The organism is Paenibacillus canaveralius (genome assembly GCF_047238265.1).
Lineage (GTDB): Bacteria > Bacillota > Bacilli > Paenibacillales > NBRC-103111 > Paenibacillus_F.
Window position 1 is genome coordinate 1,275,852 of sequence record NZ_JBDFMM010000001.1, and the last position, 12,494, is coordinate 1,288,345.

10 protein-coding genes and 1 pseudogene are annotated in these 12,494 nt (G+C 54.8%); 7 read left to right on the top strand and 4 right to left on the bottom strand.

The window, feature by feature from the left end; translation table 11 throughout:
- Positions 1 to 299: 299 nt before the first annotated feature.
- From sufC to ABC395_RS05960, 6 genes and pseudogenes are all read left to right on the top strand, one after another.
- Entirely contained in the window at positions 300 to 1,136 is an 837-nt protein-coding gene (sufC, locus tag ABC395_RS05935; RefSeq protein WP_009671509.1) for a Fe-S cluster assembly ATPase SufC, read from the top strand.
- A gap of 32 nt (positions 1,137 to 1,168) precedes the next feature.
- Positions 1,169 to 2,368, top strand: a pseudogene (gene sufD / locus ABC395_RS05940) (Fe-S cluster assembly protein SufD); the annotation flags it as partial.
- 93 nt (positions 2,369 to 2,461) lie between these two features.
- Positions 2,462 to 3,688, top strand: a complete 1,227-nt coding sequence (locus ABC395_RS05945; protein ID WP_413006691.1) for a cysteine desulfurase — start codon at positions 2,462 to 2,464, stop codon at positions 3,686 to 3,688.
- The gene (sufU, locus tag ABC395_RS05950; protein ID WP_413001479.1) at positions 3,675 to 4,103 is read left to right on the top strand and encodes a Fe-S cluster assembly sulfur transfer protein SufU; all 429 of its coding nucleotides are present in this window, start codon (positions 3,675 to 3,677) and stop codon (positions 4,101 to 4,103) included. The genes ABC395_RS05945 and sufU overlap by 14 nt, the downstream gene beginning before the upstream one ends.
- A gap of 27 nt (positions 4,104 to 4,130) precedes the next feature.
- Positions 4,131 to 5,528 (top strand): Fe-S cluster assembly protein SufB, encoded by a 1,398-nt coding sequence (gene sufB / locus ABC395_RS05955; protein WP_103994796.1) that lies wholly within the window; start codon positions 4,131 to 4,133, stop codon positions 5,526 to 5,528.
- A gap of 192 nt (positions 5,529 to 5,720) precedes the next feature.
- Positions 5,721 to 6,056: a DUF2512 family protein gene (locus ABC395_RS05960; protein WP_413001481.1), complete on the top strand. Its 336-nt coding sequence runs from the start codon at positions 5,721 to 5,723 to the stop codon at positions 6,054 to 6,056.
- 167 nt (positions 6,057 to 6,223) lie between these two features.
- Here ABC395_RS05960 and ABC395_RS05965 read toward each other — a convergent pair whose 3' ends face one another.
- The 4 genes from ABC395_RS05965 to ABC395_RS05980 form a co-directional block, all read right to left on the bottom strand.
- A complete protein-coding gene (locus tag ABC395_RS05965; protein WP_413001482.1) occupies positions 6,224 to 6,655 on the bottom strand; it encodes a DUF4190 domain-containing protein in 432 nt (143 codons plus the stop codon).
- Between the two features lie 197 nt (positions 6,656 to 6,852).
- Positions 6,853 to 7,911, bottom strand: a complete 1,059-nt coding sequence (locus ABC395_RS05970) for an HD-GYP domain-containing protein (protein WP_413001484.1) — start codon at positions 7,909 to 7,911, stop codon at positions 6,853 to 6,855.
- Positions 7,912 to 8,272: 361 nt separating this feature from the next.
- Positions 8,273 to 9,301 (bottom strand): ThiF family adenylyltransferase, encoded by a 1,029-nt coding sequence (locus ABC395_RS05975; protein ID WP_413006692.1) that lies wholly within the window; start codon positions 9,299 to 9,301, stop codon positions 8,273 to 8,275.
- An 803-nt stretch (positions 9,302 to 10,104) separates the two neighbouring features.
- Positions 10,105 to 10,872 (bottom strand): molybdenum cofactor biosynthesis protein, encoded by a 768-nt coding sequence (locus ABC395_RS05980; protein WP_413001485.1) that lies wholly within the window; start codon positions 10,870 to 10,872, stop codon positions 10,105 to 10,107.
- Between the two features lie 156 nt (positions 10,873 to 11,028).
- Between ABC395_RS05980 and ABC395_RS05985 the strand changes: the two genes are divergently transcribed.
- A complete protein-coding gene (locus tag ABC395_RS05985) occupies positions 11,029 to 12,480 on the top strand; it encodes a bifunctional metallophosphatase/5'-nucleotidase (protein WP_413001487.1) in 1,452 nt (483 codons plus the stop codon).
- The last annotated feature ends 14 nt before the right edge of the window (positions 12,481 to 12,494 follow it).

The following is a 12,494-nucleotide window of genomic DNA, read 5'->3' on the forward strand; positions in this document are numbered from 1 at the left end:
GTTAGGCAGGCTGGCGGCGTCGCAGCAGACGAAGAAGTCGGAACACGAGTGAACAAGCATTGTTCAACCGGAATTCTTTTGCGGCAGGCCGGGCATTCTGGAAAGAATTACATAGTTTTATTCGCCGTGCAATGAAAAAGCTCATATGACGGCGTTTAAACACGATAGACGGGGGAAAATGCCCTTTCTTGATTTAAGCTGGCGGCATAGACTATGATGAAGCTATTGAGAATCATTGATAATCATATTAGAATGATTATAAAGTGAAATTCATTGAAAAGTTGGAGGGTTAAATCACTATGGCAAACGCACCCGTATTCACAATAGAGGGTCTTAAGGCACAAATCGAAGGCAAAGAGATCCTGAAAGGCTTAAGCCTTGAAGTTAAAGGCGGAGAAATCCACGCCATCATGGGACCTAACGGTACCGGTAAAAGTACGCTGGCTTCCACGATCATGGGCCACCCTAAATATGAAGTAACCGAAGGCTCCATCAGCCTGGACGGCGAAGATGTGCTGGAAATGGCCGTCGACGAGAGAGCACGCGCAGGCCTGTTCCTGGCGATGCAGTACCCGAGCGAAATCGCCGGCGTAACGAATGCCGACTTCCTCCGCAGCGCGATCAACGCGCGCCGTGAAGAAGGCAGCGAAATTTCCCTGATCAAGTTTATCCGCCAGATGGAAAGCAAAATGAAGGAACTCGAAATGAACCCGGAATTTATGCACCGTTACCTCAATGAAGGTTTCTCCGGCGGCGAGAAGAAGCGGAATGAAATTCTGCAAATGCTGATGCTCGATCCGCGCATCGTCATTCTTGACGAAATCGACTCCGGTCTCGATATCGACGCCCTTCGCATCGTCGCGACAGGCGTTAACGCGATGCGCAGCGAAGACCGCGGCTTCCTGATCATCACCCACTACCAGCGCCTGCTGGATTATGTAACGCCTGACTTCGTCCACGTGATGATGCAGGGCAGAATCGTTAAATCCGGCGGCCCTGAGCTGGCACAGCGTCTGGAGAAAGACGGCTACGACTGGATCAAAGAAGAGCTGGGCATCGTCGACGAGACGGTCGGCAATGACGACGAGCAAGAATTCCAAGTTCCTATGAACACAACCGCACCGAAATATAACTAATGGCCTGGGCTATATATTAGGAGGAAATAGATATGACGACACAAACCATTCTTCCCGTTGATTCCCAAGCCGTCGCCCAAGCGTCGAAAGCCAGACAGGAGCCGGAGTGGTTGACCGATCTGCGCGTGCAGGCGGCAAATCTGGCGGGATCTTTGGAACTGCCTAAATTGGAAAAAACGAGATTGGACCGCTGGGACCTGAGCTCTTTCGGCACGTACCGCGAGCCTCAAGCCCTCGCTTCCGTCAGCGAGCTGCCGGAGCAGGTTAAAACACTCGTCGGAGATACGAATATTATCGTTCAGCGGAACTCCGGAGCCGTATACCGCGCTCTGTCCGAAGAACTTGCTTCCCTCGGCGTGATCTTTACGGATCTGGAAACCGCGGTACGCGAGCACGCCGATCTGGTCCGCCCTTACCTCGGCAAAGCGGTCGAAGCGGGCGAAAACCTGCTGACGGCCGTGCATGCGGCAACGTGGAGCGGCGGCGTATTCGTTTACGTTCCGAAGAACGTCAACGTGGAAATCCCGCTGCAGGCCTTGTTCCTGTCCGATGATTCGGCAGCGAGCTTCTCGCCGCACATCCTGATCGTAGCGGATACGAACAGCTCCGTCACGTACGTGGAGAACTTTACTTCGATCGGTACCGGTGCTTCGCTCGTACAAAACGGGGTAACCGAAGTATTTGTAAAACCGGGCGCGAACGTTCACTTTGCTTCCGTTCACAACCTTACGGAAGGCGTTACGGATTTGACTTACCGCCGTGCCGTCGTAGAGAACGACGGACGCGTGAACTGGATCGTCGGTGAGATGAACCAGGGCAATTCCATGTCCGACACGACTTCGATCCTGAAGGGCAACGGCTCTTACTCGGATGCGAAAGTGATCTGCGTGGGAACGAACGATCAGAAGCTGAACCTGACGACTCGCGCGGTTCACTTCGGTCTGAGCTCCAACAGCGACATGATTACGCGTGCGGTTATGAGAGACCAGGCTACCGCCATCATTAACGGAATCACGAAGATCGAGAAAGGCGCGACGGGCGCCAACGGTCAGCAGACGGAGCGTGTGCTCATGCTCAGCCCGAAAGCCCGCGGCGACGCCAATCCGATCCTTCTGATCGACGAAGATGACGTTAAAGCCGGCCATGCGGCGAGTGTGGGTCAAGTAAACCAGGACCAGGTTTACTACATGATGTCCCGCGGGATTTCCCGTGAGGAAGCCACTCGTCTCCTGATTTACGGCTTCCTGGCTCCGGTCGTATCGGAGATTCCGATCGCCAAGCTGGAAGAGCAGACTGCAAACTATGGTAGAGAGGAAGCTGGGGCAATGAAACCTTCGGAGATACGCGAACTGTTTCCCATTTTGAATCAGGAAGTGAACGGGCATCCGCTCGTTTATCTGGATAGCTCCGCGACTTCCCAGAAGCCGGTCCAAGTCATCGAGGCCCTGAAAAAGTATTACGAATGGGACAATTCGAACGTACACCGAGGCGTCCACACCCTGGGGTCCCGTGCCACAGACGCTTACGAAGGAGCGCGTGCGAAGGTTGTCCGTTTTATCAACGCCCGCTCCGAGCAGGAAATCATTTTCACCCGCGGCACGACGACGGCGATCAACCTGGTTGCCAGCTCGTATGCCCGCTCCATCTGCGGGGAAGGCGACGAAATCGTCATCACCCCGATGGAACACCACAGCAATCTCATTCCATGGCAGCAGGTCGCGAAAGCGACCGGCGCCACGCTCAAATATATCCCGCTTCAACCGGACGGCTCCATCGCCATTGAAGATGTGGAGAAAACGATTACGGACCGCACGAAATTCGTTTCGGTCGTTCATCTTTCCAACGTTCTGGGTGTCTTGAACCCGGTGAAAGCCATCGCCGAGATCGCTCACCGCCACGGCGCGAAGATGATGGTGGACGGCGCACAGAGCGCTCCTCACCTGAAAGTGGATGTGCAGGATCTGGATTGCGACTTCTTCGCCTTCTCCGGCCACAAAATGTGTGGACCTACCGGAATCGGGGTATTGTATGGGAAGAAGGAGTTGCTTGAAGCGATGGAGCCGATCGAATTCGGCGGCGAAATGATCGACCATGTGGATCTGTACGATTCCACGTGGAAGGAGCTTCCCTGGAAATTCGAGGGGGGAACGCCGATCATCGCCGGTGCCATCGGTCTCGGAGCTGCTATCGACTTCCTGGAGGAGATCGGCCTAGACGCCATCGCCGACCACGATGCCGGGTTGACTGCCTATGCGATGGAGCGTATGCTTGAGATTGAAGGTCTGAATGTTTACGGTCCGAGAAACAACCGCGTCGGGCTTGTCACCTTTAACCTGGGTGACGTTCATCCGCACGACGTGGCCACAGTGCTGGATGCCGAAGGCATCGCCATCCGTGCCGGTCATCACTGCTGCCAGCCGCTGATGCGCTGGCTGGAACAATCGGCTACGGCGCGCGCCAGCTTTTATTTATACAATACAGAAGATGACATCGACCGACTCGTCCAGGGCTTACTAAAAACAAAGGAGTATTTCGGTCATGCAATTGGATGATTTATACCGCAGAGTCATCATGGATCATTATAAAACACCTAGAAACCGCGGGTCGTTCGACGACAGCGAAGCGGTTTCAATCAACTTGAATAACCCGACATGCGGGGACCGGATCACTTTGCAGATGCAGGTGGAAGACGGAAAGGTCAAAGCCGCCAAGTATGTCGGCGAGGGATGCTCCATTTCGATGTCCTCCGCTTCGATGATGACGGATGCCGTCAAAGGCAAAACGCTCGAAGAAGCGCTCGAGATGGCAGAGAATTTCTCCAAGCTGATGAAGGGCGAAGACGTTGAATTCGAATATGAAGATATAGAGGCTTTGTCCGGTGTGAATAAATTCCCGGCCCGTATCAAATGCGCCACACTCGCATGGAACGCGCTCCGCAAAGGGATTGAACAGACGAAGCAGCCGTAAGAACAACAATTAAAGGAGGTTGGTACGATGGCTAAGCAAATGCCAGAAATGGAAGAGTACAAATACGGCTTTCGGGACGAGCACAAGTCTATTTTCCAATCGGGAAAAGGCCTGAACGCCGAGATCGTCACCGAAATTTCCAGAATGAAAGGCGAGCCCGAGTGGATGCTCGAGTTCCGTCTGAAATCGCTGGAACAATTTTTCAGCATGCCGATGCCGCGTTGGGGCGGTAACCTGGATGATCTTGATTTCAACGACATCCAGTATTATGTCAAGCCGTCCGAGAAGCAGGGCAAGACATGGGAAGAGGTTCCGACCGAGATTAAGGAAACGTTCGACAAGCTCGGTATTCCGGAAGCGGAGCAGAAGTTCCTTGCCGGCGTATCGGCTCAGTACGAGTCCGAGGTCGTTTACCACAGCATGCAGAAAGAACTTGAAGATCAAGGCGTGATCTTCATGGACACCGACAGCGCGCTGCGTGAATACCCGGAACTGTTCCGCGAATATTTCGGAACCGTTATTCCTCCGACCGACAATAAGTTTGCCGCGTTGAACAGCGCCGTATGGTCCGGCGGAAGCTTCATTTACGTACCGAAAGGCGTAAAATGCGAAGTTCCGCTTCAAGCGTATTTCCGTATCAACTCGGAAAATATGGGGCAGTTCGAGCGTACCCTGATCATTACGGACGAAGACAGCTTCGTTCACTATGTAGAAGGCTGTACCGCTCCGGTATACAGCACGAACTCGCTTCACAGCGCGGTCGTTGAAATCGTATGCCGCAAAAACTCCCGTGCCCGTTACACGACCATCCAGAACTGGGCGCCGAACATCTACAACCTCGTTACCAAGCGTGCCGTCGCCGAAGAAGGCGCGAACATGGAATGGGTGGATGGCAACATCGGCTCCAAGCTGACGATGAAATATCCGGCCGTCGTGCTTAAAGGCCGCGGCGCCAAAGGCTCCGTTCTGTCCATTGCCGTTGCGGGTAAAGGCCAGCATCAGGATGCCGGTGCCAAAATGATCCACCTTGCTCCGGACACCACTTCGACGATCATTTCGAAGTCGATCTCCAAGCATGGCGGTAAAGTAACCTACCGCGGACTCGCTTCTTTCGGCCGCAACTCCGGAGGCGCGAAATCCAACATCAAGTGCGACACGCTGATTATGGATAAACAATCCACGTCCGACACGATTCCGTACAACGAAATCATGAACGACAACATCACGCTGGAGCACGAAGCGACCGTTTCGAAAGTATCCGAAGATCAGCTCTTCTACCTGATGAGCCGCGGTCTTTCGGAAGGCGAAGCGACGCAGATGATCGTAATGGGCTTTATCGAGCCGTTCACGAAAGAACTTCCGATGGAGTACGCGGTCGAAATGAACCGTCTCATCAAGTTCGAGATGGAAGGTTCCATCGGTTAATCCTTGTCACCTAAACAAACAGACGTGTCCGAATTTAATTTATTCGGGCACGTTTTTTTTGCATAAAAAAACAAATACGGTTACAACCTAATGCTGCTTCCCGGTGTTTGTTCCGAATCTTAGGCCGAAGAAAAATGTTGGGTGAGCTGCGGCAATACCGAAACAACCTAAGTACCTCAAGGAGGAAATCAAGTGACGAGCAAATTGATTATTAAACTGATCCTGAACGGGATTATTGTCGTACCTTTGCTGTTGACTTTTACGGAAGCGAGTTTTACGTCGGCGCTTATTACGGCGGTTTTGTTGTCGCTCGTGGCTTTTGTAATCGGGGATCAGCTGATTTTGAGGGTTTCCAATAACACGATTGCGACGATTTGTGACGCCGCACTGGCTTTTGTTTTTTTACGGCTGGCGGCTTATACTGCGGACTGGTCGCTTTCCACAGGCGAGCTGTTGACCATTGTGCTTGTGCTTGGCGTGATCGAGGCTATGTATCACCGGATGTTACGGGAACTGCCGGCCAGGTAGGAGAAATGCAGCCCTGGAAAGATCGGCGATGTAATTTAAAATCCGACCAGGTTTTGTTCACGATCCCCGAGGCTCGGTCTTTTAATTTTCGGCAGATGAAGCTTGCAGCCGGACCGGCATGTCCTTTCCCCGCTAAGCAGGTCAAGCCCAAAAGCCCCGACCACCGGTTAAGGCAGCCGCAGGCCGGCTCTTATCGTGGGATCGACCGCAAGCGGGACCAAGGCGCTGGCAAGCCAAACCATGGCGATCAGAAACGAGAAAAGGGAGAGAACAAGCCCGGCGGAACGCCGGTGAGAGCGTCTGGCGACAAGGCCGGAGCAGAAGGCGGTAATCCCGAGAATAATGCCCAGGGGAAGCGTCACGACCAGCAGGTTAAAAAGGAGCGCCAAAATGCCGCAAAGCATCGCAAGGACAGCCGAAGTCTTTCTCTGTTTTACGGGAGGCGGAGTGTAAACGGAAGAAAACGATGAGGAGAGCCCGGGATCCCGCAAGGGTTCGCTCTTTTCATTGCCGGTGCTGGCGGATGTGCCTTCCCACTTGGGATCAGGCGGATGATTTATCGTTACAAATGGCTGTTCTTTGTCTTTGTCGTCGTTCAAGATTTATGCGCCTCCTTGAGGAAGGTTGGGGTGCGGTATTTACCACCGGCGGATTTGACGTACCCGGTTAAGATGAATCGCCGAACCACGGATAGGCGGATCGTGTGTGCCGATACGGCCATTGTAGCACAAAACAGCCGCACAATCCCAAAGGAGAGGCGGCTGTTGCTTTTTACAGAATAGAAATAAAGCGCTTACTAGACCGTGATCGATTGAATCTCCAGATCGGTCCGCTGTGTAAGATCGACGAACGTATCTATGGCATCGTCAATCTGGATTAAGGGGCGGAAATAATCGTTCGGAAAAGTCATGACGATAGTGCCGGACAGACCGTTCGATAAGGTGGCTTTCTTGCCGATAAAATTCGGGACCATGTTGGCGATAAAAACATGAACCGCCTGGGGATCAAGCTCACCGAAGCTCATTTTGTGAAGCTCTTTCAGGACGTACAGCAGGTCCCGTTTGGTCTGGTATGACCGGTTATTGATCATGGCGCTGTATACGTCGGCTACGGCAACGATTTTGGCGGCGGGATGAATCGATTCAGAAGTTTTGCCCAGCGGGTATCCGGAACCGTTAAGCCGTTCATGATGCTGCAGGGCGACGAGCGCCGCCAGGTCGTCATGAATGGAATTGCGGATAATCTCATAGCCGTAAACGGTATGCTTTCTCATCTCGGCATACTCTTCTTCCGTAAGCTTGCCCGGTTTTTGCAGCACATCAAAACTGATCCGGCATTTTCCGATATCGTGAAGATAGCCGGCTTTGCCGATTTCCTTGGCTTCCTCTTCCGTTTTTCCCAGCCAGCTCGCAATAAAATAAGAAATAAGGCCGACCTGTACGCTGTGCTGGTATGTATAGTCGTCGCGGCTGTCCAGGCAGAGCAGCAGGTTCACGACGTCTTTTTCTTCCCGCACACTGGAGATGAGGGGACTGTAATACTGCTCGACGGTGGAGTCGGATAGCTTGCCGGTCCGTACCGCGCTTTCAAATAAGTCTTTGATCCCGCCGATAGCGGAGTGGAAAGATTCCTCCTGATGCAAAAGCTCCGAGGATACAGCGGTCTGCAAATGAGCTTCGCTGCCGGGCTGAGGACGCTCCTCGATGTCCACGTATTCGATCCGGTGTTTGTTCAGTTTCAAAATATCGAACTCGTCCACTTTCGTATCAGCCGATAAAATGTTCAATCCGATAGAATTGAACGTATCGCGGGTCAGACGGTCACCCACTTGCAAGTCTGTTATATGAATTCTCATTGAATTCATTCACCTTTTCCCATTTCCATTTTTTTCTCAACCACCTTAATCTTAGCAGGAGGAGAAACCGGGTTGCAATGAAACATTTTCCATTTTCCGGAATAACGGTGTCAGATTTGATCAATTATTTATAAAGAAAATAAAGGTCCGGTCAAGCTGCTGAAAGATAGGCAAATCAGGCAGATAAAAGAAGAATTTATGTCCAAAAAACTTAGAAAAGAAGATAGTTTCCATAAAAAGCGACTAGTTACGTATCCGGTCACGGGTATTCGTTTCAATGAAATTCAGAAGCGAAATCCCGGAAAGGGAACAAAAAACGGACCTTATCCAGGATAAGGCCCGCAGCGGTATCAAATGCGGATTACATGCCGATGTACCGGCTGTATAAAGTTTTGGCGGCAGTTGGGTCGGAAACGCCTTGTACCAGCACGCGGCCGTCGGGAAACAGGACGATGGTAATCTCATCCGAAGGACGGAAGCGGAGCAAAAATTTGTTGCGGCTTACGTGACCGAGAGGGGCAAGACGCCGTTCCCACTGCTCCAGAGATAATTCGGCAGGCTGGACGGGATGAATTTGTACGGAATCTCTTCCGCACAACGTCTGGATCGTTTCCCCTTCGATATCCGCATCGAGATACTCGAACGTATGACGGGCGCAGGCGGGGCAGTCCGCCTTGCGCGCTCCCGCGACATCCACGGACGTATAGTGGTTGTACCACAGATCCCACTGCTGCATCCGGCGGTTGAGGTGCCGTGTATCCCCGATCAGGATTTTCATCGCCTCGGTTGCCTGATAGGAGGCGACCATATGAATGATCGGGCCGATGACGCCGGCGGTGTCGCACGTGTCGGCAGTGCCGTGCGCCGGCGCGGAGCCGAACAGGCAGCGCAGACAAGGCGTCTCGCCGGGCACAATAGCGAGCGAAACGCCGCGTGAAGCGACGGCGCCGCCGTACAGCCAGGGAATGCCGTGCTTGACGCTGACATCGTTGATCAGGAACCGGACGGAAAAGTTATCCGTTCCGTCCAGAATGAGATCAACGCCGGTCAGCAGTTCTTCGGCATTCAAGGGATTCAAGTCGGCGACATGGGCCTCGATGCCGACGAGGGAATTCACCAGCCGCAGCTTCGCGGCGGCGGCTGAAGCTTTGGGCTGCGCCTGGCGGGCGTCTTCTTCGTCATAGAGCATCTGCCTCTGCAGATTGCTCTCTTCGACGAAGTCGCGGTCGATCAGGCGCACGAAGCCGACACCGGCGCGAACCATGTGGTTCGCCAGGACGGTGCCGAGCGCGCCGAGGCCGACGATGGCGACCCGCGCGCGGCCCAGCGCCCGCTGGCCGTTCTCGCCGACGGGCTTGAAAAGCACGTGCCGGGAATAGCGGGCCGACACTTCGGCTTCGCCGGCGATTTGCACGCCGGCGGCTGTGCTTGTCTGCGGCGCCTGACCGGCGGCAGACTGCGCGGCGGACTCGTCCGTGACCTGCGCCGCTTGGGCGGCTGCGGACTGCCGCACGGCCGGTTCCTGTACGGGCGCTTCGCCGGAGGACGGCGCCGCTCCCGCTTGTGAAGCGCCGGACCGCGCCGCCGCATCGGGCACCGCCGACGGCTCCGCGGCCGGAGCTGCTCCCGTTCCGGAGGAAGGGGATGCAGCTGCGGACGGGAACTCGTCCGCCGGCGGATATGGGTGAAGGCTGCTCATTGGATTGCTCCTTCCGGGCTTGTTTTTGTAGAGTAACTTGCGGTTAGTAAAATAATTCGCCGCATTTTTAACGGTTATCGGGCTAGTTAGGTACATACGAAAACCTGCATGTAACAGGTTAAATCGTTCTCGCAGAAGGTATGCCGGAAATATGGCGGCTCCTAAACTTGGGGGAATCGGGGAGCTTGAAACCCGAAGATCTCAAGCATGAGGCCCGAGACCCCGGAACCAAAGCCCTTAAAGCAAGAAGATCCGAAGGCCTAAACCCGAAGCCCCGGATCAAGAAGATCCGAACCTCGGGAACCTGATGTTCCGGAATCACGAAGCCCCGAAAACCGGCTTTTCGGCCTCACGATTTCGGCGGCGCCGTGCCGCCCTTCGCCCTAGAACTCGTATCAGGTCCAAACGGCCTCGTTCCTGGCCTTGGAGCTTAGGAATCTCGTAACAATTTCGGACCGGCTGCGGTTGATGAATGATTTCCCGCCGCTGTATGCTTACCGCTCCCCGTCATCCGGAAGGAGGAGCGGATTCCACTCCCGCGTCCCCGACGGCGAAACGTAGCCTTTCCATTCGGAGCCGTCTTCGCCGATTTCCTTTTTCCAGACGGGCAGAATCTGCTTCACCCGTTCAATGGCGTATCGGCTGGCCTCGTAACAGTCCGCGCGGTGCGGCGTGGAGACGGCGATGACCAGACTGCTTTCGCCGATTCCGACGGGACCCAGCCTGTGCGTCATCGCGCAGCGGCATCCGGGCCAGCGGATTTGCATCTCGGCGCCGATGGATTCCATCACGGAGACGGCCATCGGCTCGTACGCTTCATACTCAAGCAGAACGGTACGCACTCCGTGAGTATGTTCGCGGGTAGTACCGATAAACGCGAGTGTCGCTCCGCAGTCGGAATGGGTAACCTTACGTAGGACCTCTGCGGGCTCAATCGGATTCCGCGTAAGTACGTAGCGGGAGACTTCCGGAACTTCGTCTTCCTGCTGCGGCTCTTCGCCGCTTCCTCCCGATACGGGAGGAATAAGAGCCAGTTCGTCAGTCTCGGCTACAAGCTCACCGGGAGCGGCGTAAGCGTGATTTTTGGCCAGAAAGCAGTGGGCGAGAAGAGAACGGGCGCCGGGGAATTGTCTGCCCATTTCGTCCAAGAGATCCTGAACGGTTACGGATTTTTCACCGGGGTCCAGGGTCAGTGTTATATCAATGGAAGGGCGGCCAAGCTCGTCGGCCAAGCCCGCAAAAAGTCGGATATGAAACGTCATGGGGGCTACTCTCCTGATAGTTGCGTTTTCAACTAGCATATCATATCCTAAAACGAAAAGGATATAATGAGGCTGTCCGGGCAGCCGGGCTTCTTACATAATGAAGCAAAGTATCGCATACGTAATAGAGACAGGCTTTACAGCGGAGGTGAAATCATGCCCGAAAAGCAGCAGAAGCATCAGACGTTAGTGATCCTTCATACGAATGACCTGCACAGTCATTTCGAACAAATGCCCAAAATCGCGACCTGCTTCAAAGAGCTTAGACGCCGCCATGAAGGGGATGAGATCCTGACGCTGGATATCGGCGATCATCTGGACCGGATGAGGCTCGAAACCGAAGGGACGGGCGGTGCCGCCAATATCGAAATCATGAACGCAACGGGCTATGAGGCGATGGTGCCGGGAAATAACGAAGGCTTGACCTATGCTCCGGATGCGCTTCGGAGCCTTTTTGAAACGAAGGCGGAATTTCCCGTCATCGGAAGCAACATTCTTGATGCGGAGACGGGGAAAGTACCGGCCTGGATGGTTCCGTATCATATCGTACGCAAAGGAGATATCACCGTAGGGTTAATCGGCTTGACGGCGGCTTTTACGGACTATTACGAGCTGCTCGGCTGGGATGTCCTAGAGCCCGTTCAAGCTGCGGCCTACTGGGTGGAAAAGCTGCGGCCGCAGGTCAACATCGTGGTCGTCCTGTCCCACCTGGGACTCCGCTACGATGAACGGATGGCGGCGGAGGTCGAAGGCATCGACGTCATCCTCGGCTCCCATACCCACCATCTGCTGGAAAAACCGCTGCACATCCGGGATACGCTCGTCTGCGCCGCAGGCAAATACGGGCAGTATGCGGGTGAGGTGGAGATCGTCTACAACGTGCGGGAACGGCGTATCGAGCGCCTTGCAGGCCGGGTTCACGCTGTGTCCGCCTGGGATGATGACGCCGGTATCACGGACATTATCGCCCGCAACGCGGAGCTGGGGCAGCGCGCCTTGGATATTCCGGTAACGGAGCTGGCGGACCCGCTGGAGCTTGACTGGTACGGCGAGTCACAGCTCGGGAACCTGCTCGCCTCGGGTTTGCGCCGGTGGATGAAAGCGGAGATCGGACTCGTCAACGCCGGACAACTGCTGCGCGGACTTGCGAGAGGGCCTGTCACGCTGGGCCGCCTGTTGGCTATCTGCCCCGGCCCCATCAATCCTTGCCGGGTCAAGCTGACAGGCGCCCGCCTGCTTCAGGCGCTGGAGGAGTCCCTCCTGCCGGAGTTCCAGAGCAAGCCGATCCGGGGCTTCGGCTTCCGCGGAGAAGTGCTCGGCATCCTGTGTCTGGACGGATTGAGCGTCCGCTACGATCCCGAGGAGAAGCCGCTGCACAAAATCCGCGAGGTGCTTGTCAACGGAACGGTGCTGGAGAAAGACCGGACGTATACGGTCGGCATGATCGACATGTTTACGTTCGGAGTCGGCTACTTATCCCTGCGCGAAGGAACGGATGTGGAGTACCTGCTTCCCGAGCTGCTGAGGGATATTCTGGGCGAAGAGCTTCAGCATCCCGAGCGTTTCCAAGAGGCTTTGAAGCCCCGCTGGGAGCCTGCAGGCATTTGAACGATGCCCGGGGG

What these genes read in the sequence shown, in the direction of transcription:
- sufC (WP_009671509.1), top strand. Translation starts at nt 300, where the DNA reads ATGGCAAACGCACCCGTATTCACAATAGAGGGTCTTAAGGCACAAATC.
- ABC395_RS05945 (WP_413006691.1), top strand. Translation starts at nt 2,462, where the DNA reads ATGAAACCTTCGGAGATACGCGAACTGTTTCCCATTTTGAATCAGGAA.
- sufU (WP_413001479.1), top strand. Translation starts at nt 3,675, where the DNA reads ATGCAATTGGATGATTTATACCGCAGAGTCATCATGGATCATTATAAA.
- sufB (WP_103994796.1), top strand. Translation starts at nt 4,131, where the DNA reads ATGGCTAAGCAAATGCCAGAAATGGAAGAGTACAAATACGGCTTTCGG.
- ABC395_RS05970 (WP_413001484.1), bottom strand. Translation starts at nt 7,911, where the DNA reads ATGAGAATTCATATAACAGACTTGCAAGTGGGTGACCGTCTGACCCGC.
- ABC395_RS05980 (WP_413001485.1), bottom strand. Translation starts at nt 10,872, where the DNA reads ATGACGTTTCATATCCGACTTTTTGCGGGCTTGGCCGACGAGCTTGGC.
- ABC395_RS05985 (WP_413001487.1), top strand. Translation starts at nt 11,029, where the DNA reads ATGCCCGAAAAGCAGCAGAAGCATCAGACGTTAGTGATCCTTCATACG.